The sequence below is a fragment of the Zoogloea sp. genome, assembly GCF_044344315.1.
Taxonomy (GTDB): Bacteria; Pseudomonadota; Gammaproteobacteria; order Burkholderiales; family Rhodocyclaceae; genus Zoogloea.
In genome coordinates, this window is sequence record NZ_JBIJDC010000076.1 from 1 (window position 1) to 22,728 (window position 22,728).

The 22,728-nt window shown below is 65.5% G+C and carries 16 protein-coding genes; 12 read left to right on the forward strand and 4 right to left on the reverse strand.

All coding sequences use genetic code 11. The features are described from left to right. Nucleotides 1-314: 314 nt before the first annotated feature. From ACIQ09_RS15350 to ACIQ09_RS15360, 3 genes are all read right to left on the reverse strand, one after another. A complete protein-coding gene (locus ACIQ09_RS15350; RefSeq protein ID WP_398311645.1) occupies nt 315-818 on the reverse strand; it encodes a phasin family protein in 504 nt (167 codons plus the stop codon). Nucleotides 819-996: 178 nt separating this feature from the next. Next, nucleotides 997-2,997 (reverse strand): acyl CoA:acetate/3-ketoacid CoA transferase, encoded by a 2,001-nt coding sequence (locus ACIQ09_RS15355; protein ID WP_398311648.1) that lies wholly within the window; start codon nt 2,995-2,997, stop codon nt 997-999. 91 nt (nt 2,998-3,088) lie between these two features. Then, nucleotides 3,089-4,927 carry a sigma 54-interacting transcriptional regulator gene (locus ACIQ09_RS15360; RefSeq protein WP_398311651.1) on the reverse strand — a complete coding sequence of 613 codons (1,839 nt, stop codon included), beginning with the start codon at nt 4,925-4,927 and terminating at the stop codon, nt 3,089-3,091. A gap of 616 nt (nt 4,928-5,543) precedes the next feature. On the opposite strand from ACIQ09_RS15360, the gene benA reads away from it, so the two are divergent. The 11 genes from benA to ACIQ09_RS15415 all read left to right on the forward strand — a co-directional run bounded on the left by benA (nt 5,544) and on the right by ACIQ09_RS15415 (nt 20,174). After that, complete coding sequence (gene benA, locus ACIQ09_RS15365) at nt 5,544-6,863, forward strand: benzoate 1,2-dioxygenase large subunit (RefSeq protein ID WP_398311678.1); 1,320 nt, start codon at nt 5,544-5,546, stop codon at nt 6,861-6,863. Then, entirely contained in the window at nt 6,863-7,348 is a 486-nt protein-coding gene (gene benB, locus ACIQ09_RS15370; protein WP_398311653.1) for a benzoate 1,2-dioxygenase small subunit, read from the forward strand. Before benA ends, benB begins: the two co-directional genes overlap by 1 nt. A gap of 64 nt (nt 7,349-7,412) precedes the next feature. Next, nucleotides 7,413-8,429, forward strand: a complete 1,017-nt coding sequence (gene benC, locus ACIQ09_RS15375; RefSeq protein WP_398311655.1) for a benzoate 1,2-dioxygenase electron transfer component BenC — start codon at nt 7,413-7,415, stop codon at nt 8,427-8,429. Then, entirely contained in the window at nt 8,426-9,211 is a 786-nt protein-coding gene (locus tag ACIQ09_RS15380; protein ID WP_398311657.1) for a 1,6-dihydroxycyclohexa-2,4-diene-1-carboxylate dehydrogenase, read from the forward strand. Before benC ends, ACIQ09_RS15380 begins: the two co-directional genes overlap by 4 nt. A gap of 38 nt (nt 9,212-9,249) precedes the next feature. Then, on the forward strand, nt 9,250-10,605 hold the full coding sequence (locus tag ACIQ09_RS15385) for an MFS transporter (RefSeq protein WP_398311659.1): 1,356 nt from the start codon (nt 9,250-9,252) through the stop codon (nt 10,603-10,605). A 40-nt stretch (nt 10,606-10,645) separates the two neighbouring features. Beyond that, nucleotides 10,646-11,593: a catechol 2,3-dioxygenase gene (locus ACIQ09_RS15390; RefSeq protein ID WP_398311661.1), complete on the forward strand. Its 948-nt coding sequence runs from the start codon at nt 10,646-10,648 to the stop codon at nt 11,591-11,593. Between the two features lie 142 nt (nt 11,594-11,735). Further along, nucleotides 11,736-13,196, forward strand: a complete 1,461-nt coding sequence (locus ACIQ09_RS15395; protein WP_398311663.1) for a 2-hydroxymuconic semialdehyde dehydrogenase — start codon at nt 11,736-11,738, stop codon at nt 13,194-13,196. A 106-nt stretch (nt 13,197-13,302) separates the two neighbouring features. Then, the gene (dmpE, locus tag ACIQ09_RS15400; RefSeq protein ID WP_398311665.1) at nt 13,303-14,085 is read left to right on the forward strand and encodes a 2-oxopent-4-enoate hydratase; all 783 of its coding nucleotides are present in this window, start codon (nt 13,303-13,305) and stop codon (nt 14,083-14,085) included. A gap of 20 nt (nt 14,086-14,105) precedes the next feature. Further along, on the forward strand, nt 14,106-14,894 hold the full coding sequence (gene dmpH, locus ACIQ09_RS15405; protein WP_398311667.1) for a 2-oxo-3-hexenedioate decarboxylase: 789 nt from the start codon (nt 14,106-14,108) through the stop codon (nt 14,892-14,894). A 79-nt stretch (nt 14,895-14,973) separates the two neighbouring features. Then, on the forward strand, nt 14,974-18,513 hold the full coding sequence (locus tag ACIQ09_RS15410) for an indolepyruvate ferredoxin oxidoreductase family protein (protein ID WP_398311669.1): 3,540 nt from the start codon (nt 14,974-14,976) through the stop codon (nt 18,511-18,513). 470 nt (nt 18,514-18,983) lie between these two features. Next, nucleotides 18,984-20,174: a benzoate/H(+) symporter BenE family transporter gene (locus ACIQ09_RS15415; RefSeq protein ID WP_398311671.1), complete on the forward strand. Its 1,191-nt coding sequence runs from the start codon at nt 18,984-18,986 to the stop codon at nt 20,172-20,174. A gap of 167 nt (nt 20,175-20,341) precedes the next feature. Here the strand turns inward: ACIQ09_RS15415 and ACIQ09_RS15420 are convergent, their stop codons facing one another. Continuing rightward, the gene (locus ACIQ09_RS15420; RefSeq protein WP_398311673.1) at nt 20,342-22,012 is read right to left on the reverse strand and encodes a sigma 54-interacting transcriptional regulator; all 1,671 of its coding nucleotides are present in this window, start codon (nt 22,010-22,012) and stop codon (nt 20,342-20,344) included. Between the two features lie 267 nt (nt 22,013-22,279). On the opposite strand from ACIQ09_RS15420, the gene ACIQ09_RS15425 reads away from it, so the two are divergent. Then, nucleotides 22,280-22,630, forward strand: a complete 351-nt coding sequence (locus ACIQ09_RS15425) for a 2Fe-2S iron-sulfur cluster-binding protein (protein ID WP_398311675.1) — start codon at nt 22,280-22,282, stop codon at nt 22,628-22,630. Nucleotides 22,631-22,728: the final 98 nt, after the last annotated feature.

Here is a 22,728-nt window from a genome sequence, read left to right on the forward strand (position 1 = left end):
CGATCAAGGGCATGCCGGTGATCGACGCGCGGGTGGGCGACTGAAGTCGCCCCTACAAGTCGCCCCTACAGGAGAGACCGTATTGACCGTCAGACGACGCGTCAAATGGAGGGATTGGGTTCATTCGACCTCCGGGCGCTGAATCACCGGCCTGCCCTTGATCGGAGTCCGCGGTCGAATGAGTTCGACCCACGCTCCCTCCCGCTACCGTCATGCGGTACCGAAAAGGGCTCGGAGCATCCGGCAGGCCATGCTGGCCTACAAAAAACAAACGGCGCCCGAAGGCGCCGCTGGCTACTGCAGGATCGCTCCGATTACTTCTTCGGGGTGACCTTGGTGAAGGCCTGGAAGGCTTCGGTCGAGGCCTTGGTCATCTGCTCGTAGGCGGCACGGGCGGTGTCCATGGCGGTCTGGATGGAACCCAGGGCGTTGTTGTCGCCGATCGGCATGCCCTTGAACATCTTCTGCAGGGACTCGAACATGTCCTGGCCGCCGCCGGTGAGCTGCTCGCTGACCATCTTGCCAACTTCGGCCTGGGTCTTGGAGGTGATCTCGGCGATTTCGCGGGCACAGGCCAGCATCTTCTCGGTGGTGCTCTGGGCGTAGGAGGTGCGCAGGTTCAGAGCTTCAGCCGGATCCTTGACGCCGGACAGGGCCTTGGCGTTGGCAACACCTTCTTCAAACAGGGACTTGGCGGTGCCGACCTGCAGCTCCATGATGCGCTGGGAGTTCTCGATCGACAGCTGGGCGAGGCGCATGGCGGCCTCAAGGTTCTTTTTCTGGATCTCGTTGAACTGCTGTTCTTGCTTGGTCGCCATAGTTTTCTCCACACATTGTTGTTGAACAGTTAGAGACGCAGAACTGTTATCCACCGCTGCCTCCTGCCAAAAACAATATCACACGCTCATGCACCGACAAGGGGCGTTGCACAAAAAAATGATACTTTTGATAATTTATGTTGCAGCGCAGCAACAGGTGTTGTTGCGCTGCCCCTTATCAAGGGCTGGAGAGCCCGGCCCGGGCCTCTTCTACTGAGTCGAAAATCTCCGGGGAAAGTTGGCGAGCTGTCAGTGCGTTACCCAACTTAGCCCGCAGAAAGGTGTTGGTGGCATAGCGGGTGACCTGGCTGTAACGGCGCTCCATCAGGCCCTGGATCATGTTGGCATAAGCTTCGAGCAGGTCGTCCTGGATGTCGAAGCCATGGTAGTTGACCACCGCCGGCACCTTGCGGCCGAGGGGGGCGAGGATGTCTTCGATGAGGCTGCGGATCTCCTCGATCTCCGTGGCCTTGCGCAGGCGCAGGTTCTCGAAGTCGATGAAGAAGATGTTTTGCGCTGCGTCAAAATGGAAGCGCGAGGCGAGGGGCTGCGTCACGATCGTGCTGCGCAGGTCCATGGGTTCGTCGCGAAAAACCCGTGGGTCCATGGGGCGCGGCGTACCGCGGATGACCGGCTTGAAGCGCATGTGGGCGAGGATGTCGCGCTCGATGTCCACCCCGGGGGCGACCTCGATCAGTTCGACACCATCAGGCGTCAGCTCGAACACGCAGCGCTCGGTGATGTAGAGCACCGGCTGCTTGCGCCGCAGGGCCTCGGGGCCGCTGAAGGTGCGGTGCTCCACCTCCTGGATGAACTTCACCGCCTTGCCCTCGACGAGGATCTTCAGCTTGCCGTCGTCCAGGGCGACCTCCAGCCCGCCGGCGGTGAAGGTGCCGACGAAGACTACCTTCTTGGCGTTCTGGCTGATGTTGATGAAGCCCCCGGCACCGGTAAGCTTGGGGCCGAACTTGGACACGTTGAGGTTGCCCTGCACATCGGCCTGGGCGAGGCCCAGGAAGGCGATGTCGAGCCCGCCGCCATCATAGAAGTCGAACTGGCTGGGCTGGTCCACGATGGCCGCGGTGTTGATGGCCGCGCCGAAGTTCAGCCCGCCCTGGGGAATGCCGCCGATCACCCCGGGTTCGGCGGTGAGGGTCATCAGGTCGATGACGCGCTCTTCGGCGGCTACCGCGGCAATCCCTTCGGGCATGCCGATGCCCAGGTTCACCACGGCGTTGGGGGTGAGCTCCATGGCGGCCCGGCGGGCAATGATCTTGCGCTCGCTCATCTCCATGGGTTCGAGGGAGGTGACCGGCACCCGGATCTCGCCGGAGAAGGCCGGACTGTATTGCTCGAGGAAGGTCTGCATGTGCCACTCGGGCCGCTCGGCCACCACGATGCAGTCCACCAGGATGCCGGGAATTTTCACCTGGCGCGGGTTGAGGGAGCCGGCCTCGGCGATGCGCTCCACCTGGGCGATGACGATGCCGCCGCTGTTGCGCGCCGCCATGGCGATGGCCTGGCCTTCGAGGGTCAGGGCTTCCTTTTCCATGGTGATGTTGCCGTCGGGGTCGGCGGTGGTGCCGCGGATGATGCCGACGCTGATGGGGAAGGCTTTGTAGAAGAGGTATTCCTCGCCATCGATCACCATGACCCGCACCAGATCGTCGGTGGTGCGCTCGTTCACCTTGCCGCCGCCGAAGCGCGGGTCGACGAAGGTGCCCAGGCCGACGCGGGTGAGGGTGCCCGGCTTGCCGGCGGCGATGTCCCGGTACAGGTGGGTGATGACCCCCTGGGGCAGGTTGTAGCCCTCGATGCGGTTCGAGACGGCCAGCTCCTGCAGGCGCGGCACCAGACCCCAGTGCCCGCCGATCACGCGCTTCACCAGCCCTTCGTGGCCCAGGTGGTTGAGGCCGCGGTCCTTGCCGTCGCCCTGGCCGGCGCCATAGACGAGGGTCAGGCCCTCGGGCTGGCCACGGCCGTTCGGGTCCTGCTCGCGGGTGTCGAGGAAGCGTTGTTCCAGCGCGATGGCGATATTCTCGGGGAAGCCGATGCCGACAAAACCGGTGGTGGCCACGGTGTCGCCGGCGCGGATCAAGCGCACGGCGTCGGCGGCGCTGACGACCTTGCCGGTGTTGCGGCCCTGGGGGCGCACGAACTGCTGGGTGTTGCGGGTCATGGCTTGTGCTCTCCTGTTGCGCCTCGCGCGAGCCTTCAACGATACCGAAAAGCCAGTCGGCCGTCATGGCGGCGAGGGAGGAGGAGAGGCTTTACTCGCCTTCGTTCATGATTCCCCGGCTCTTCAGGCGATACAGCATCTGCGGGCGGGTGATGCCGAGCAGGCGGGCCGCCGCCGCCACGTTGCCCTGGGCCCGTTCGATGGCGCGCTTGAGGAGCAGGGTTTCGATCTCGTCCAGGGATACCTGGTCGCACTCGGCGTCCTCGTCGAGCAGCAGACTGTTGACACCGCGGCTGACCCGTTCCACTTCCCGCTCCTGGGTCAGGTCGGCAATGAAGGTGGACGGATCCACGGCGATGAGCTTGCCGTCCCGGTTGATGGCGAAGCGCTGTTCGGTGAAGCGCTCGCCGCTTGTGAACAGATGGGGCGAGTCGATGGCGCCGTCTTCGGGGGCCAGGATCACGCCCCGTTCGATCACGTTCTCCATCTCCCGGATGTTGCCCGGCCAGTCGTAGGACAGCATGGCATCCACCGCCCGCTGGGTGAAGCCGGTCTGGCGGCGCTCGTGGCGGGCGTTGAACTTGTTGAGGAAGTGGTTCATCAGCAGGGGGATGTCCTCGCGCCGCTCGCGCAGGGGAATGATGCGCACCGGGAAGACGTTGAGGCGGAAGAACAGGTCTTCACGGAAGCGCCCAGCCTTCACCTCGTCGCGCAGGTCCACGTTGGTGGCGGCGATCACCCGCACGTCCACCTTGCGGGTCTGGGAGTCCCCCAGGCGTTCGATCTCGCCCTCCTGCAGGGCGCGCAGCAGCTTGCCCTGGGCGCTGGCGGTGAGGGTGCCGATCTCGTCCAGGAAGAGGGTGCCGCCATTGGCCCGCTCGAAACGGCCGAGGCGGCTCTGCAGGGCGCCAGTGAAGGCGCCACGCTCGACACCGAAGAGTTCGGACTCGATCAGCTGCTCCGGGATGGCGGCGCAGTTGACGGCAACAAAGGGCTTGTCAGCCCGACTACCGAGCCGGTGCAGGGTGCGCGAGAACACCTCCTTGCCGACACCGCTCTCGCCCAGGAAGAGCACCGTGGCCCGGGTGGGCGCGACCTTGCGCACCAGGTGCATCACCGCCTTGAAGCTGGACGAGATGCCCACCGGCATGTCCGGCTGTGGGTTCTCGCCGCGGGGCAGGATCAGCTCGCAGCTGGGGCGGGGAGCCAGGGGCTGTCCGCCGGGGCGCAGGGCGTCGGCCAGCAGGAAGCGCAGATCCTGGGCGGCATCGGGGCCCCATTCCTCAACGGGTTTGCCGACGATGCGGCAGATCTGGTGGCCCATGGACTGGCACTCCACCTCCCGATAGAGGATCTGGCGCCCCATGAACTCGGTGGAGTAGCCCGAGGCGTAGCCGATCTGCATCCAGCAGGCCGGCTCCGTACCGATGGAAAAGTGGCGGATGTGCTCCTCATCCTCCACCGGGCTGGTCCACAGGAACTCGCCGTAATGGGTGCCCTTGTCCACATCGCATTCCATGCGCACCGCCTGGGACATGCCGATGCCCTCGAGACAGTGCATCTGGGGCCCCACCGCAAACATGTCCTGGATGGAGTATCGGGAGCGGATCTTGCGCGCCAGCCGGGCGTCGCTGATCCCGGCGTGGTAGCCCATCCGTGTCATGAAGCCGCGGGCCACATCCATGCCCAGGTTTTCGATCATCTCCTTGCGCAGCATGCCCAGGGCCGACGCATGGACCAGCAGCATGCGCTGGTCGTCCAGCCAGATCCGCCCGTCGGTGGTGGAGAAGTGCAGGCGCCCCATCAGGTCGGCCAGCTCGGGGAAGGGGACCCTGTCGCCCCCATCGTCCTTGTCGTCCTCCAGGGGGGCAGGGGAGAGGAGGGGACGGCGCTCGGCCGTGGCCCGGGGCGCGCGGGCGCCGGCCTTCATGACCGGGCCTCGCCGGCGTGGTGTGTGCACCTTCTCGTCATGTCTCTTCCCATCCGTCTGGCCTTGTCTTTCCCGATGCCGTCGCCGCGTGCGTACAGGCAGTGGACGCAATGGTGCACTCGGCCGGGTGAATTGAATACATCAATTGAAGCATTTGATTTACTGATCCGCGAATGTGGCGTTTTGCTGCATTGCGGCGAGATTCTATATAAATCTCGAGAAAAATATTGATTCCCGCATGAACACTGGCCTGGCGCGTGGTCGGCATTTTTCTGCTCAGGGACGTGGCACGCTTTCTGCTGAATGGTCTGCAAGCAGGCGGGAAATACACCGGATGCACCAGGGATTCCAGGGTGCTTCGCTTCTCCGCCGAAGGACACGGACCGAGCCCTTATTGGGGCCGGCCAACAGAACGGAGACTCCGGCCATGCGCCAGCAAATTAATCACCTCCCCGGTCCGCCCTAGCGCGGACCTTTGGCCGAGGGCCCGGTCTTGCCTGAAAAAAGTGTAAGCCACCGCCCCCGGGCAAAACCCTTGAAACCTGACTTGAAAGAGGAGACGAGCGTGACCCAGATCCGCCAAGACCAGTGCAGCACTCTCGACAAGCTCGATGCGATGCTTGAAGAGGACCCCGTCAATCACACCTACCGCCTGGACCGGGCCGCGTTTACCGACGAGGAACTGTTCGAGCTGGAGATGAAGCACATCTTCGAGGGCAACTGGATCTACCTGGCCCACGAGAGCCAGATTCCGAAGGAGAACGACTACTTCACCGTGCACATGGGCCGCCAGCCGGTGATGATCACCCGGGACAAGACCGGTGCACTCCACGCCCATCTGAATACCTGCACCCACCGGGGCGCCCAGTTGGCCCGTCACAAGAAGGGCAACAAATCCAGTTTTACCTGCCCCTTCCACGGCTGGACCTTCAGCAACGCCGGCAAGCTCCTCAAGGTCAAGGATCAGACCCCCGACGCCGGCTACCCCGAAGGCTTCAACTGCAAGGGCAGCCACGATCTGGTCAAGGTGGCCCGCTTTGAGAGCTACAAGGGCTTCCTGTTCGGAAGCCTGAATCCCGATGTGTTGCCCCTGGAGGCGCACCTGGGCGAAGCCGCCAAGATCATCGACATGATCGTCGATCAGGCCCCGGACGGCATCGAGGTGCTGCGCGGTTCCGGCTCCTACGTGTTCGACGCCAACTGGAAGCTGCAGGCCGAAAACGGTGCCGATGGCTACCACGTGACTGCGGTGCACTGGAACTACGCCGCCACCCAGGGGCGTCGCACCGCCGACGGCAAGGTGGACACCATCAAGGCCATGAGCGCTGGCGGCTGGGCGCGCAAGGGCGGCGGCTTCTATTCCTTCAAGCACGGCCACATGCTGTTGTGGACCAACTGGGCCAACCCGGAAGACCGCCCCCTGTGGGCCAAGCGCGACGAGTGGGTGGAGAAGTTCGGCGAGGCCAGGGCCGACTGGATGCTGGGCAAGTCCCGCAACCTGTGTCTCTACCCCAACGTGTATCTGATGGACCAGTTCAGCTCCCAGATCCGCGTGCTGCGCCCCATCTCGGTGGACAAGACCGAGGCCACCATCTACTGCATCGCCCCCAAGGGCGAAGCCCCTGAAGCCCGTGCCCGCCGCCTGCGCCAGTACGAGGACTTCTTCAACGCCACCGGCATGGCCACCCCCGACGACCTGGAAGAGTTCCGCTCCTGCCAGCAGGGCTTCAATGCCCGCGCCGTCAAGTGGAACGACATGACCCGCGGCGCCACCCACTGGGTCCAGGGCGCCGATGAGAACGCGAAGGTGATCGGCCTCGCGCCGGAGCTGAGCGGCCTCAAGACCGAAGACGAAGGCCTGTATGTGGTCCAGCACCAGTACTGGCTCGAAGCCATGAAAAAGGCCGCCGAGGCCGAACAGAAGGGAGCCCTGTGATGTTGTCCTACGAAGCCATTCAAACCTTCCTGTACCAGGAGGCCCGTGCCCTTGATGAACGCCGCTGGAACGACTGGCTGGCCTTTTACGCCGAGGATGTGGAGTTCTGGATGCCATCGTGGGATGACGACGATACCCTGACCACCGACCCGAACAACGAAGTCTCGCTGATCTACTACGCCTGCAAGCAGGGCCTGGAGGACCGCGTCTTCCGCATCGAGACCGAGCGCTCCAGCGCCACCATCCCCGACACCCGCACCGGCCACGCCATCAGCAATGTGGAAGTGCTGTCCCGGGAGGAGGGCGAGATCCGGGTGCGCTTCAACTGGACCACCCACAGCTTCCGCTACGACCTGGTGGATACCTACTTCGGCACCTCCGAATACACCCTCGACGTGCGCGGCTCCCAGCCGCTGATCACGCGCAAGTACGTGGTCCTGAAGAACGACCATATCCATCACGTGCTGGACATCTACCACATTTGATGAGCCTGGCCCGCCCGCCGGGGCGGGCCAGGCAGACCGCAAAAACAACAGAGGGGACAAGACCATGACCTACAACATCGCGCTGCAGTTTGAAGACGGGGTGACCCGCATGATTCCCTGCGAAGCCGACGAACTCGTGTCCGAAGCGGCCTTCCGGGCCAAGATCAACATCCCGCTGGACTGCCGCGACGGCGCCTGCGGCACCTGCAAGTGCCACTGCGAGAGCGGCACCTACACCCAGGGCGCCTACATCGACGACGCCCTGACCGAGGAAGAGGCCAGCCAGGGCTACCTCCTCACCTGCCAGACCCGCCCGCAGTCCGACTGCGTGATCCGCGTGCCGGCCTCGTCCGCCGCCTGCAAGACCGCCGTGGCCAGCCACACCGGCGTGCTCGGTGACATCGACCGCGCCTCGGCGACCACCGTGTCCTTCAGCCTGACCGCCGACAGGCCGGTGTCCTTCCTGCCCGGCCAGTATGTGAACCTGACGGTGCCGGGCACGGCCGAGACCCGCGCCTACTCCTTCAGCTCCGCGCCCAACCAGGCCGGGCTGTCCTTCCTGATCCGCGATGTGCCGGGCGGCCTGATGAGCGGCTTCATGCGCAACACCGCCCAGGCCGGCGACAGCATGCAATTCACCGGCCCCTACGGCAGCTTCTACCTGCGTCCCGTCGAAGGCCCGGTGCTGATGCTGGCCGGAGGTACCGGCCTGGCGCCCTTCCTGTCCATGCTGCGCTGGCTGCAGACCCATCCGGTGAATCAGCCTATCCGCCTGGCCTATGGCGTCAACGGCAACGCCGACCTGGTCGAGCTGGCCACCCTGGAGGCCCTCAAGGCCGCGCTGCCCGATTTCGACTACTTCACCTGCGTGGTGGACCCGGCCAGCGGCCATCCGCGCCTGGGTTATGTCACCGACCACCTCTCCGCCACCGACCTGCACGACGGCAAGGCCGACGTCTATGTGTGCGGCCCGCCGCCCATGGTGGAGGGCGTGCGCCGGTGGATGGCCGGCGTGGGCGTCGCGCCGGCCCATTTCTATTTCGAGAAGTTCTCCGCAGCCAGCGAAGGAGTCGCAGCATGAGCCGTTCCGATCGTTTCAAGGGCAAGGCCGTCATCGTCACCGGCGCTGCCCAGGGTATCGGCCAGGGCGTGGCCGTGCAGGTGGCCGCCGAGGGGGGCCGGGTGCTGGCGGTGGACCGCTCGCCGCTGGTGGAGGAGGTGGTTGCCGGCATCGTGGCGGCAGCTGGCACCGCCCACGCCATCCAGGCCGACCTGGAGACCTTTGCCGGCGCCCAGGCCGTGGCCGCCGAGGCTCTGGCCCGCTTTGGCCGCATCGATGTGCTGATCAACAACGTGGGCGGCACCATCTGGGCCAAGCCCTTCGAGCACTACGAGGAAGCCCAGATCGAAGCGGAGATCCGCCGCTCCCTGTTCCCCACCCTGTGGTGCTGCCGCGCCGTCTTGCCAGCTATGTTGGAGCAGCAGCAGGGCGTGATCGTGAATGTCTCCTCCATCGCCACCCGGGGCGTGCATCGGGTGCCCTATTCGGCGGCCAAGGGCGGCATCAACGCGCTCACCGCGTCCATCGCCATGGAGCACAGCCGCAACGGCATCCGCATCAACGCCACCGCCCCCGGCGGCACCGAGGCTCCGCCCCGGCGCATCCCCCGCAACGCCGCGGCGCCGACCGAGCAGGAGCAGGCCTGGTACCAGGGCGTCATCGACCAGACCCTCGACTCGAGCCTGATGCACCGCTACGGGACCATCGCCGAGCAGGTCGCCCCGATCCTCTTCTTCGCCTCCGACGAGTCCTCCTACATCACCGGCAGCGTGTTGCCGGTGGGTGGCGGCGACCTCGGCTGAACACCCCGGCAGCCCCCATAAATACAACGGAGACATTCATGAAAACCATCGACATCCATGACATGGCGGACCACGCCGGTTACAACCGCTTCCACTTCGGTGTGCTCTTCTGGTGCGCGCTGATCATCATCTTCGACGGCTACGATCTGGCCGTGGCCGGCATTGCCCTGCCTTCCATCATGAAGGAGATGGGCGTCTCGGCCACCAACGCCGGCTTTATGGTCAGCTCGGCCCTGTTCGGCATGATGTTCGGGGCGATCTTCCTTGGTACCCTGGCCGACCGCATCGGACGCAAATGGACCATCGTGGTGTGCATCACCTTGTTCAGCGTGTTCACCGCCGCGGCGGGCATGACCTCCGATCCGGTGGCCTTTAGCGTGACCCGCTTCCTGGCCGGCCTGGGCATCGGTGGCGTGATGCCGGCGGTGGTGGCCCACATGACCGAGTATTCGCCGCGACGGATGCGCTCCACCCTGACCACGCTGATGTTCAGCGGCTACTCGGTGGGTGGCATGCTGGCGGCGGTGCTGGGCAAGGGGCTGATCGAGGCCCATGGCTGGCAGTCGGTGTTCCTGGCGGCCGCCACGCCGGTGGTGCTGATCCCGGTGATCCTCAAGGCCTTGCCGGAGTCCATGCCCTACCTGCTCAAGCGTGGCCGTATCGACGAGCTGAAGGCCATCCTCCAGCGCATCGATCCGTCCTACCAGCCCTCCGCCGACGATCACTTCGAGCTGCACGCCCACCACAAGGCCCACGGCGCGCCCATCGGCAAGCTGTTCCAGGAAGGGCGGGGCTTCTCCACAGCGATGTTCTGGGTGGCCTTCTTCATGTGCCTGTTCATGGTGTACGCCCTCAGCTCCTGGCTCACCAAGCTGATGGCCGCCGCCGGCTACAGCCTGGGTTCGGCCCTGACCTTCGTGCTGGTGCTCAACTTCGGGGCCATGATCGGTGCCATCGGTGGCGGCTGGCTGGCGGACCGCTTCCACATCAAGCATGTGCTGATCGGCTTCTACGCCACCGCCGCGGTGTCCATCACCCTGCTGGGCTTCAAGGTGCCCACCGAGCTGCTGTTCCTGCTGGTGGGCCTGGCGGGTGCCACCACCATCGGCACCCAGATCCTGACCTACGCCTACGTGGGCCAGTTCTACCCGATGGCGGTGCGCTCCACCGGCATCGGCTGGGCTTCGGGAGTGGGGCGCAGCGGCGCCATCCTGGCCCCGATCGTCATCGGCACCCTGGTGGGCATGGCGCTCCCCCTGGAGCAGAACTTCATGGCCATCGCCGTTCCGGCGGTCATCGCCACCGTGGCCGTGTCCCTCATCGACCACAAACGCTCCGCCTCGGCCATCGCCGTGATGAAGCAGGGCCAGGCCAAGGTCGCCGCCCAGAGCTGACCCCGGCCCACCCGCACCCCCCAAACAAGGAGAGATTCAAATGGCACTTACAGGAGTCCTGCGCCCCGGCCATGTGTCGCTGCGCGTCCTCGAACTGGAACCGGCCCTCAAGCACTACAAGGATGTGATGGGCCTCATCGAAACCGGCCGGGACGCGCAGGGCCGCGTCTTCCTCAAGGCCTGGGACGAGCACGACCACCACAGCATCGTGCTCCGCGAAGCCGACTCCGCCGGCCTGGATTACATGGCCTGGAAGGTGGATTCGGACGCCACCCTCCGGCGCCTCGCCGCCGATCTGGAAGCCTGCGGCCTGTGCGCCGACCTGGCCTGGATCCCGGCTGGCGAGCACCCGGGCACTGGCGAGCGCTTCCGCTTCACCGTGCCCACCGGCCACGTCATGGAGCTGTACGCCGACAAGGCGCGGCTGGGCAACAACTGCGGCACCGATGGCCCCGACATCAACCCCAATCCCTGGCCCGACGGCCTGGTGGGCATCTCCCCGTCACGCTTCGACCACTGCCTGCTGTATGGCGATGACCTGGACGGCACCGTGAAGGTGTTCACGGAGGTGCTGGGTTTCTACATCACCGAGAAGGTGGTGCTGAAGGACAAGCCGGAGTTCATGATCGGCACCTTCCTGACCTGCTCCAACAAGGCCCACGACGTGGCCTTCATCCGCCAGCCGGTGAAGGGCAAGCTGCATCACGTGTCCTTCGAGCTGGGCAGCTGGGAGAAGGTGCTCCATGCCGGGGATGTCCTGTCCCGCAACCGTACTTCCATCGACCTCGGGCCGACCCGTCACGGCATCACCCGTGGCGAGACCATCTACTTCTTCGACCCCTCCGGCAACCGCAACGAGGTGTTTTCCGGCGGCTACATCGCCTACCCGGACAAGCCGGTGATCACCTGGTACGACGAGACCCTCGGGCCGGCGATCTTCTATCACGACCGCAAGCTCAACGACGCCTTCCTGAGCGTGTTCACGTGATGGAAAATCGGGCGAACAAAAATATCGAGATTTTTATAAAATATCGCTAAAATAGAAAGCATCCCGGCCGGCCGCTGATGAGGGCGTGCCGGGGCAGGCACATCGGCAAGCCCATCGCGACCCCCTACACAGCGAGTACGACATGAAAGACTTCAAGAACTTCATCAATGGCGAATACGTCACCAACGCCAGCGGCAAGACTTACGAGAACCGCAACCCGGTGGACAACTCCCTGATCGGTCTGGTCCACGAGGCCGGCAAGCCGGAAGTGGATGCCGCCGTGGCCGCCGCCAAGGCGGCCCTGCACGGCCCCTGGGGCAAGCTCTCGGTGGTTGAGCGCTGTGCCATGCTCGACGCCATCGTCGCCGAGATCAACAACCGCTTCGACGACTTCCTGCAGGCCGAGATCGCCGACACCGGCAAGCCGGCCCACCTGGCCTCGCACATTGACATTCCGCGGGGCGCGGCCAACTTCAAGATCTTCACCGACACCATCAAGAACGTCTCCACCGAGTCCTTCGAGATGCGCACCCCCGACGGCAAGACCGCCCGCAGCTATGGCGTGCGTACGCCCCGTGGCGTGATCGCCGTGATCAGCCCGTGGAACCTGCCGCTGCTGCTGATGACCTGGAAGGTCGGCCCGGCCCTGGCCTGCGGCAACACCGTGGTGGTCAAACCCTCCGAAGTCACCCCGGCCACCGCCACCCTGCTGGGCGAGGTGATGAACAAGGTCGGCGTGCCCCCCGGCGTGTACAACGTGATCAACGGCTTCGGTGTCGATTCCGCCGGTGCCCTGCTGACCGCCCACCCGGACGTCAGCGGCATCACCTTCACCGGCGAGACCAAGACCGGTACGGCCATCATGAAGGCCGGCGCCGATGGCATCCGCCCGGTGTCCCTGGAGCTGGGCGGCAAGAACGCCGCGGTGGTGTTTGCCGACTGTGACTTCGAAAATGCGGTGAACACCGTGACCCGCTCGGTCTTCGAGAACTGCGGCCAGGTCTGCCTGGGCACCGAACGCGTTTATGTGGAACGCCCGATCTTCGACAAGTTCGTGGCCGCCCTCAAGGAGAAGGCCCAAGGCATGAAGCCCGGCCGCCCCTTCGACGCGGACACCAAGATCGGCCCCCTGGTCAGCAAGGTGCACCAGAAGAAGGTGCTGTCCTACTACCAGAAGGCCCGGGAGGAGGGCGCCACCATCGTCACCGGTGGCGGCGTGCCCGACATGCCCGACGATCTGAAGGACGGTTGCTGGGTCGAGCCCACCATCTGGACCGGCCTGCCCGAGACCGCCTCGGTGGTGCGCGAGGAGATCTTCGGGCCGTGCTGCCACATCCAGCCCTTCGACACCGAAGAAGACGCCGTGCGCATGGCCAATGACACCAAGTACGGCCTCGCCACCTCCATCTACACCCAGGACATCAGCCGCGCCAGCCGTCTGGCGACCCAGATCGAGGTGGGCCTGTGCTGGGTCAACAGCTGGTTCCTGCGCGACCTGCGCACCCCCTTCGGCGGCTCCAAGCAGTCGGGCATCGGCCGCGAAGGCGGTCTGCATTCCCTGGAGTTCTACACCGAGCTGCGCAACGTGATGATCAAGTACTGATCAGGCCACCCTTCCTCCCGGTGCCCCCTCCCAGGGGCGCCCGCCGGCCCCGACCCCTCCCCCGGGGCCGGCACCCCATCAAGAACACAGCAGAGAGATACAACCCATGGACAAGACCCGGATCGAACATTACGGCGACGAGCTTTACAACGCCCTGATCACCCGCACGCCGGTGGCCCCCCTGACCGACCGGGAGCCCGGCATCACCCTCGACGACGCCTACCGCATCCAGCTGCGCATGATCCAGCGCCGCCTGGATGCCGGCGAGACCATCATCGGCAAGAAGATCGGCGTGACCAGCAAGGTGGTCATGGACATGCTCAAGGTCAATCAGCCTGACTTCGGCCAGATGACCTCCGGCATGGTCTTCAACGAAGGCGAGGCGATCCACGTGGACAGCATGATCGCCCCCCGGGCCGAGGCCGAAGTGGCCTTCATCCTCAAGCACGACCTGGAAGGCCCGGGCGTCACCGCGGCCGATGTGCTGCGGGCCACCGAATGCGTGCTGCCCTGTTTCGAGATTGTCGATTCCCGCATCAAGGACTGGAAGATCAAGATCCAGGACACCGTTGCTGACAACGCCTCCTGCGGCGTGCTGACCCTGGGCGGCGTGCGTCGCAGCCCCCGCGACCTGGATCTGGCCCTGGCCGGGATGGTCCTGGAGAAGAACGGCGAGCTCATCAGCACCTCCACCGGTGCCGCCGTGCAGGGCTCCCCGGTGAACGCCGTGGCCTGGCTGGCCAACACCCTGGGCCGACTGGGCATCGGCCTCAAGGCGGGGGAGGTGATCCTCTCGGGCTCCCAGTCGCCCCTCGTGCCGGTCAAGGCCGGCGACTCCCTCGTCTGCGCAGTGGGCGGCCTCGGCAGCACCTCGGTCCGCTTCATCTGACCCCAACCGGAAGACACAGCATGAACCTCGACAACGCCACCATCCTCAAGCTCGCCGATCACCTCGAAACCGCCGAGCTGAAGGCCTACGACGTCACCAAGATCACCGACGACCACCCCGACATGGACTGGGATGACGCCTACGCCATCCAGGACGAGATTCGCCGCCGCAAGGAGGCCCGCGGCAACAAGACGGTCGGCCTCAAGGCCGGCCTCACGTCCTTTGCCAAGATGAAGCAGATGGGCGTCGAAGTGCCCGTCTTCGGCTTCGTCAGCGACTACATGAGCAGCCCGGACGGCGCCGACATCAAGACTTCCGAGCTGATCCATCCCAAGGTCGAGGCGGAGATCTGCGTGGTCACCAAGGCGCCCCTGTCCGGCCCCGGCTGCCATCTGGGTGCGGTGATGGCAGCCATCGACTTTGTCGTGCCGGCCGTGGAGATCATCGATTCCCGCTATCGCGACTTCAAGTTTGACCTGAAGAGCGTGATTGCCGACAACACCTCGGCCTCGCGTTTCGTCATCGGTGGCCGCCCGCGCAACCTGGACGCGCTGGACCTGCGCACCCTTGGCGTGGTCATGGAGAAGAACGGCGAGATCGTCGCCATGGCCGCCGGCGCCGCCGTGCTCGGCCACCCCCTGGCTGCGGTGGTGATGCTCGCCAACCACCTGGGCGCCCGTGGTCAGGAGATCCCCGCCGGCACCTTCATCATGACCGGCGGCGTCACCGAGGCCATCGCCGTCAAGGCCGGCGACAACGTGGCCGTGCGCTTCCAGGACCTGGGCACGGTCTCCATGCGCTTCGCCTGACGTTCAGCCTGACCCGCACCCACCATCCACCCAGAGAAGGCCGCCCCGGAGCGGCCCGGAGACCGAGAGAGGACATCCCATGGCCGCCAAGGAAGAAAAGACCAACCCCTTCACCCAGGAAACCGGGGTGATCCACCTGGGGGGCATCGACGCGATCGTGCGCCTGACCCTGGACCAGGTGCGCACCGACGCGCGCCGGGGGCTCAAGACCGGCATGTTCGTGTCGGGCTACCGGGGCTCGCCAGTGGGCATGCTCGACGCAGCGCTGATCCGGCAGCAGAAGCTGCTGCTGGAGAAGCACATCCATTTCGTGGATGGTATCAACGAAGACCTGGCTGCCACCGCCGTGTGGGGCACCCAGATGCTGCACACGGTGGGAGGCCAGAAGTTCGATGGCGTCACCGGCCTGTGGTACGGCAAGGCGCCCGGGGTGGACCGCTCCGGCGACGCCCTCAAGCACGCCAACTACACGGGCATCGGCAAGAACGGCGGTGTGCTGGCCATCGCCGGCGATGACCCGAGCTGCAAGAGCTCGTCCCTGTGCAGCCAGTCCGAGCCCATGCTCTTCCACCTGGGCATTCCGTCCCTCTACCCGGGCAACGTCCAGGAGATCCTCGACCTGGGCCTGCACGGCTACCAGATGTCGCGCCTGGCCGGCGTGTGGATGGGCATGAAGATCGTCACCAACGTGGCCGACGGTTCGGGCAGCGCGCTGGTGTCCCCCGAGCGGCTCGATTTCATCACCCCCGACCTGGAGTTCGACGGCCAGCTGTTCTCCCCGCGCATGAATCTGGGCATGAACGTGCGCGCCGACGCCCTGGAGATGGAGCAGTCCCTTTACACCCGGCGTCTTGAAGTGGCCAAGCGCTACGCCCGCGCCAACAAGCTCAACAACGTGGTCTTCGAGAACCGCGATGCCTGGCTGGGCATCATGACCGCCGGCAAGACCTACAACGACCTCAAGCAGGCCTTCCTCGAGATGGGCCTGGATGACGAGGCCCTGCGCCGCTACGGCATCCGCATCCTCAAGATGGGCATGCTCTTCCCCATGGAGCCCACCATCGTGCGCGAGTTTGCCGAGGGGCTCGAAGAGATCTTCGTCATCGAAGAGAAGCGCCCCTTCCTGGAGATGTTCGCCAAGCAGGTGCTCTACGGCCGCGCCAACGCGCCGCGCATCGTCGGCAAGTTCGACGAGGAGGAGAAGGAGCTGCTGCCCCATTACGGCGAGTTCGAGTCCGACATCATCTGCCGTGCGCTGACCAGGCGCCTGTCACGCAAGACCCGCGTCGAATCCGCCGAAGCCTGGATCCGCCGCCTTGACGAGATCGCCGCTCGCAGCAAGCTCCCCACCACCGTGCGCACCGCCTGGTACTGCTCCGGTTGCCCCCACAACAGCTCCACCGTGGCCCCCGAGGGCAGCATCGTCTCGGCCGGTATCGGCTGCCACACCATGGCCATGTGGATGGACCGCAACGTGGTGATGGGCACCCACATGGGGGCCGAAGGCGCCCAGTGGATCGGCATGGCCCCCTTCACCGACACCGAGCACATTTTCCAGAACATGGGCGACGGCACCTACGCCCACTCGGGCAGCCTGGCCATCCGCTACGCCGCGTCGACGAACGTCAATATCACCTTCAAGCTGCTGGTCAACGCCCACACCTCCATGACCGGTGGCCAGGCCATCCAGGGTGCCCACCCGGTGGCCAACATGGTCTCCGATCTGCTCGCCAACGGCGTGCGGCGCATCATCGTCACCACCGACGAGCCGGGCAACTATTCCGGCGTGCGCCTGGACGGCCACACCGAGGTCTGGCACCGGGACCGCCTGGAGGAAGCCCAGAAGGAACTCGCCGCCACCCCCGGAACCACCGTGCTGATCCACGACCAGGAGTGTGCCGCCGAGCTGCGCCGCGCCCGCAGCCGCGGCAAGGCCGAAGAGCCCGTGGAAGTCACCGTCATCAACGAACGGGTCTGCGAGGGCTGTGGCGATTGTGGTGAAAAATCCAACTGCATGAGCGTCGAGCCGGTGGACACCGAGTTCGGCCGCAAGACGCGCATCCACCAGTCGTCCTGCAACAAGGACTTCTCCTGCGTGAAGGGCTTCTGTCCGTCCTTCCTGACCATCACCCCCAATGCTGCGCCGGCCGGAGATGGACAGAAGCGCAGGAAGGGCCGCATCCCGGTGCTGGAGCGCGAGCTGCCCGCGCCACCCAAGAAGGTGGACGACAGCCTGGGCTTCGGCATCCACGTGATGGGCATCGGCGGCACCGGCTCGGTGACGGTGGTGGCCACCCTGGCCAATGCCGCGCGGCTGGAGGGCAAGCACGTCATCGGCCTCGACCAGACCGGCCTGGCCCAGAAGGGCGGCAACGTGATCTCCGACATCAAGATCTCCCACGCGCCCTTCCATGGCAGCAACAAGATCTCCGACGGGCGGGCCGACCTCTACCTGGGCTTTGACATCCTCAACGCCACCGACCCGAAGAACCTGGACAAGTGCCACCCCTCGCGCACCATCGCGGTGGTGTCCACCACCCGCACCCCCACCGGCAAGATGATCGCCGACCGGCATGTGATGTTCCCGGCCACCCAGGGCCTCACCGCCGGCATCGACCGGGTCAGCCGCAAGGACGATAACGTCTTCCTGGACGGTCAGGCCCTGGCCGAGGGGCTCTTCGGCGACGCCATGGCCACCAACAACTTCATGGTCGGCGTGGCCTTCCAGGCCGGCACCATCCCCCTCAAGGCCGAGTCCATCGAAACCGCCATCCGCAACTCCGGGGTCGGCGTCGAGCAGAGCCTCGCGGCCTTCCGCTGGGGGCGCATGGCCGTGGTCGATCTGGCCTTCGTCGAGGCCGAGGTGGCGCGCAGCAAGGGGGCGGCGGTCATCAGCCTGAAGCCGGCGCCGCAGCTCAGTGCAGGGGCCCGGGCCATCGTGGAGTCCATCGGTGCCCAGGGTGAAGTGAGGCGTCTGGCCGAAGTGCGCGTGCCCGAGCTGATCGCCTTCCAGGATGAGGCCTATGCCCGGCGCTACGCCGGGGTGCTCAAGCGCGTGGTGGCTGCCGAGCAGGGCGTGCTGCCTGGCGCCATGGCCCTGTCGGAAGCCGCCGCCCGCTACCTGTACAAGCTGATGGCCTACAAGGACGAGTACGAAGTGGCCCGTCTGCACACCGACCCGGCCTTCCTGGCCGAGCTGGACGCCCAGTTCCCCCAAGGCTACAGCGTCAAGTACAACCTGGCGCCGCCGCTGCTGGCCGACACCGACCCGCAGACCGGTCACCTGCTGAAGAAGCAGTACGGCCCGTGGATGTTCAAGGCCTTCCAGCGCCTGGCCGGCTGGAAGAAGCTGCGTGGCGGTGCCCTGGACTTCTTCGGCAAGACGGAAGAGCGGAGCACGGAGCGCAAGCTCATCGATGACTACATCCGGGAACTTGACGGCATCATCGGTCGGCTGAGTGTCGCCAATCACGCTGCGGCGGTGGCGCTCGCCAGCGTGCCGGACGAGATCCGCGGCTACGGGCATGTTAAGGAGAAGAACCTGGCGAAAGCCCGGCTGCTCCAGGCGGAGCGCCTCGCGGCCTTCAATGCTCCGGTGGTGCTGATGGAGCGGGCGTGATGCCGAGCGCGGGGTCGGGCCTGGCCCGGCTCCGTGCGTCATGCATCCTCCGTGGGGTCGAGTTCATCCTATTTTCCTCGGTTGTCCTCCCCGAACCAGACGTAAACCCAATGCTGACGCGGGTTTTCCCTCCACTGGCCGTATCACCCGATGGGTGAAGCTGAAGGGGTTTATGGAACGCGCTGAGGGCGGCAGGAGGGACTGTGGGGGCGACTTCAGTCGCCCGCGGATGTCGATCAAGGGTGTGTCGGTGATTAACGCGGATGGGCGACTGAAGTCGCCCCTACAAGTCGCCCCTACAGGAGAAACCGTATCGACCGTCAGATGACGCGTCAAACGGAGGAAATCAGGTTCATTCGACCTCAGGCTTTGGCCAAAGGCTTGCCGGTCATCCGCGTGAAGCGGTCGAATGAATTCGACCCCGCAGGTCGGTACGTCCTGCATCCCTCAGACTTTCCCCAAGGACACCCATGATTCCACGCAAGGACTGGTCAGTCTCCGCAGTCACGGCGGGCTTTCTCGCCGTCCTCATCTCCTATTCCGGGCCGCTGATCATCTTCTTCCAGGCCGCCCAGTCGGCCGGGGTGGCCCCCGACATGATCTCGTCCTGGGTATGGGCGGTCTCCATCGGTGCGGCCCTGTCGGGCATCTTCCTCAGCGTCGCCCTCAAGGTGCCGGTGGTCACCGCCTGGTCGGCACCCGGCACGGCGCTGCTGGTGACCCTGTTTCCTGGCCTGTCCCTCAACGAGGCGGTGGGCGCCTACATCACCACCGCGGTGATCCTCTTCGTGATCGGGTTCTCCGGCTCTTTCGACCGCCTGCTGAAGCATGTCCCCAAGGGCATCGCCGCCGGCATGATGGCCGGCATCCTGTTCCAGTTCGGGGTGCAGGCCTTCAAGGCAGCCGGCGCCATGCCGGTGCTGGGCTTCGGCATGATTGCCACCTACGTGATCCTGAAACGCCTCACGCCCCGCTATTGCATGATCCTGGTGCTGCTCGTCGGGGTCGCCCTGGCCAGCCTGCTGGGCAAGGCCGATCTCGGGCATGTGCAACTGGGGCTGGCCACGCCGGTGTTCATCCGCCCCGAGTGGAGCTGGAGCGCGACGCTGAGTCTTGCGTTGCCCCTGGTGCTGGTCAGCATCACCGGGCAATTCCTGCCGGGCATGGCGATCCTGCGCAGCTCCGGCTATTCAACCCCGGCCCGGCCCATCATCGCCGTGACGGCCATCACCTCGGTGGCGGTGGCCTTCTTTGGCGGCATCACCATCGTCATCGCCGCCATCACCGCGGCCCTGTGCACCGGCCGCGACGCCCATGAAGACCCCGCCCGGCGCTACGTGGCCGGGGTGTCCAACGGCCTGTTCTACCTGATCGGCGGCGCCTGCGGTGCCACCATCGTGTCCCTGTTCGCCGTGCTTCCGCCAGCCTTTGTGGCGGTGCTGGCCGGCCTGGCCCTGATCGGTGCCATCACCGCCAACATCATGGGCGCCATCAACGACGCCGACCACCGGGAGGCGTCCATCATCACCTTCCTGGCCACCGCTTCCGGTATGAGTTTCCTGGGGCTGGGGTCGGCCTTCTGGGGCGCGATCATCGGCCTGGTGGCCTACCTGGTGTTGCATCGGGAGTGGCGGGTGAAGTCACCCGGGGAAAGCCCCTGAAGCGGCGCTAAAGTGTGCGGGCTTCCAGTGGGGGCGACTTCAGTCGCCCGCGGACTTTGATCAAGGGCTTGCCGGTGATCGGCGCGCGGATGGGCGACTGAAGTCGCCCCTACAAGTCGCCCCTACGGGAGAGACCGTATCGACCTTCAGACGACCATGCCCCTGCCTCACTCCTTCTTCTTCAACCTGTAATTCAGCTGCGGGCGGGTGATGCCGAGGCGGCGGGCGGCGCCGGAGAGGTTGCCGTTGGCTTCCTTGACGGCGTGCTGGATGAGGGCCTGTTCCAGCTCGTCGAGGCTGACGCCGGTGTGCATCACCTGGCGGCACAGTACGTCCATGTCACTGGTGCCCGGGGCGGCGGCGAGGTTGCCGGTGGCGTCGATGCCGTGGCTGACCGCTTCGAATTCCTGGGGCTCGGCAAACAGGTGTTCGACCTCGATGGGTTCGTTCTGGGGGGCGAGGATCATGCCCCGCTCGATGAGGTTTTCCAGCTCGCGGATGTTGCCGGGCCAGGTGTGGCCCTTGAGGGCGCGCAGGGCCTTGTCGGTGAGGCCGGGGACGCGCTTGCCATGTAGGGCGCCGAAGCGCTGCAGCATGGATTCCACCAGCAGCGGGATGTCGGAGAGGCGTTCGCGCAGGGGCGGGATGACCACCGGGTAGACGTTGAGGCGGTAGAAAAGGTCGCTGCGGAAGCGCCCGGCCTTCACGGCGGCCTGCAGGTCCACGTTGGTGGCGGCCACCAGGCGTACGTTGATCTTGCGGGTGCGGTCGTCGCCGAGGCGTTCGATCTCGCCCTCCTGCAGTACCCGCAGCAGCTTGGCCTGGGCGGCCAGGGGCAGTTCGCCGATCTCGTCGAGGAACAGGGTGCCACCGTCGGCGCGCTCGAACTTGCCCATGCGTGACACCTGGGCGCCGGTGAAGGCACCTTTCTCGACGCCGAAGAGCTCGGACTCGATCAGGTCGTGGGGCAGGGCGGCGCAGTTGATGGCGACGAAAGGCCCGCTGGCCCGGCTGCTCATCTCGTGCAGGGCGCGGGCGAAGCGTTCCTTGCCGACGCCGGTCTCGCCCAGCAGCAGCACTGTCACCTGGGTGGCGGCGGCCTTCTCGATCAGGGTGTAGGCATGGCGGAAGCCGGAGGAGGCGCCGATGAGGTTCTGGCGCGGCAGGCTGCGTTCGAGAGAGGCGCGCAGGGCGTCCACCTGGCTGCGCAGCTCGAGCATGCGCCCGACGATGGAGTCGGCCTCATAGAAGGGGGTGTGTTCGGCGGCGTCGGGCCATTCTTCCACCGGCTTGCCGACGATGCGGCAGTGGTTGTTGCCGGTGGCGGAACATTCGACCTCCTTGAACAGGATGAAGCGGCCCATGAAGGCCGAGGTGTAGCCCGAGGCGTAGCCGATCTCCATCCAGCACACCGGATGCTCGGCGTGGCCGAACTCGCGCACGTGCACCTCGGCCTCGCACGAGTTCTCCCAGATGAACTCACCGAAGAAGTGCCCGCCCTCCAGGTCGAAATCCAGCTTCACCGGTGAGACATGCACCATGCCTTCGAGCATATGCAGCTGGGGGCCGACCACGAAGGCATCCTGCAGGCTCTGGCCGACGCGGATCTTCTTGGCCAGCTCGGCATCCCGCGCACCAGAGGCGTAGCCCATGCGGGTCAGGATGCGGCGGGCCTGGTCGATGCCCACCGAGTTGATCAGTTCCTTGCGCAATTCGGCAAGGGCGGCCGCGTGCATCAGGATCATGCGGCTCTCGTCGAGCCAGATGAGTCCCTTTTCGGCACAGAAGTGCACGAGACAGCGCAGGTCGTTGTTCTGCGGGTAGCGGATGTCGCTCACGTCTGCTCCTCCGGATGTCCTTCGCCGCTCGATAGGAATTATGGTGTCCGGCCCGCAGGCCGCGGCAGCGGAAGGCATCGCCTTATACCACGCAGGGAGAAAGCGTTCGCGGCAGGCCTGCACGGCGGGCTGTCACGCACTTATCAACTTGCGTTATCGGTTCATTAGCGATAATAATACAAAATTTCGAGAAAAATGGCGAGCCAGGTGTTTTGACCAAGGTCACCGCAGCGTGACCGTGCCCGGGCCGCCCACCAGGAGGAGACGATGGCCGAGAAGTACCGTATTCATATTGAGAACAGCGGGGAGGATTACCCCTGCGCGTCTGACCTGAGCCTGCTGCGCGGCATGGAAGTGCTGGGCCGGCGCGGCATTCCCGTGGGCTGCCGGGGCGGTGGCTGCGGTGTGTGCAAGGTGCACATCGACGCCGGCAGCTACGAGGCCCGCAAGATGAGCCGGGCCTGCATCAGCGAGGAAGAAGAAGCCAGTGGCGTGGTGCTGGCCTGCCGGGTCTATCCCCGGGGCGAGATGTCGGTGACCGTGGTGGGCAAGATGTGCAAGGCCCTTGGTCAGGCAGGCGCCGGGGCGGAAGCCTCAACAGGCGGCGCTACAGCTTGAGCGTTGCCAATCCAGCCGCTCCCACAGGGACAACCTGTAGGGGCGACTTCAGTCGCCCATCGCGCGTCGATCACAGGCAGGCCCTTGATTTGAAGCCC

Excerpts from the sequence above, each read along its gene's own strand:
- ACIQ09_RS15350 (WP_398311645.1), bottom strand. The coding sequence starts at position 818 with ATGGCGACCAAGCAAGAACAGCAGTTCAACGAGATCCAGAAAAAGAAC.
- ACIQ09_RS15355 (WP_398311648.1), bottom strand. The coding sequence starts at position 2,997 with ATGACCCGCAACACCCAGCAGTTCGTGCGCCCCCAGGGCCGCAACACC.
- ACIQ09_RS15360 (WP_398311651.1), bottom strand. The coding sequence starts at position 4,927 with ATGAAGGCCGGCGCCCGCGCGCCCCGGGCCACGGCCGAGCGCCGTCCC.
- benA (WP_398311678.1), top strand. The coding sequence starts at position 5,544 with ATGCTTGAAGAGGACCCCGTCAATCACACCTACCGCCTGGACCGGGCC.
- benB (WP_398311653.1), top strand. The coding sequence starts at position 6,863 with ATGTTGTCCTACGAAGCCATTCAAACCTTCCTGTACCAGGAGGCCCGT.
- benC (WP_398311655.1), top strand. The coding sequence starts at position 7,413 with ATGACCTACAACATCGCGCTGCAGTTTGAAGACGGGGTGACCCGCATG.
- ACIQ09_RS15380 (WP_398311657.1), top strand. The coding sequence starts at position 8,426 with ATGAGCCGTTCCGATCGTTTCAAGGGCAAGGCCGTCATCGTCACCGGC.
- ACIQ09_RS15385 (WP_398311659.1), top strand. The coding sequence starts at position 9,250 with ATGAAAACCATCGACATCCATGACATGGCGGACCACGCCGGTTACAAC.
- ACIQ09_RS15390 (WP_398311661.1), top strand. The coding sequence starts at position 10,646 with ATGGCACTTACAGGAGTCCTGCGCCCCGGCCATGTGTCGCTGCGCGTC.
- ACIQ09_RS15395 (WP_398311663.1), top strand. The coding sequence starts at position 11,736 with ATGAAAGACTTCAAGAACTTCATCAATGGCGAATACGTCACCAACGCC.
- dmpE (WP_398311665.1), top strand. The coding sequence starts at position 13,303 with ATGGACAAGACCCGGATCGAACATTACGGCGACGAGCTTTACAACGCC.
- dmpH (WP_398311667.1), top strand. The coding sequence starts at position 14,106 with ATGAACCTCGACAACGCCACCATCCTCAAGCTCGCCGATCACCTCGAA.
- ACIQ09_RS15410 (WP_398311669.1), top strand. The coding sequence starts at position 14,974 with ATGGCCGCCAAGGAAGAAAAGACCAACCCCTTCACCCAGGAAACCGGG.
- ACIQ09_RS15415 (WP_398311671.1), top strand. The coding sequence starts at position 18,984 with ATGATTCCACGCAAGGACTGGTCAGTCTCCGCAGTCACGGCGGGCTTT.
- ACIQ09_RS15425 (WP_398311675.1), top strand. The coding sequence starts at position 22,280 with ATGGCCGAGAAGTACCGTATTCATATTGAGAACAGCGGGGAGGATTAC.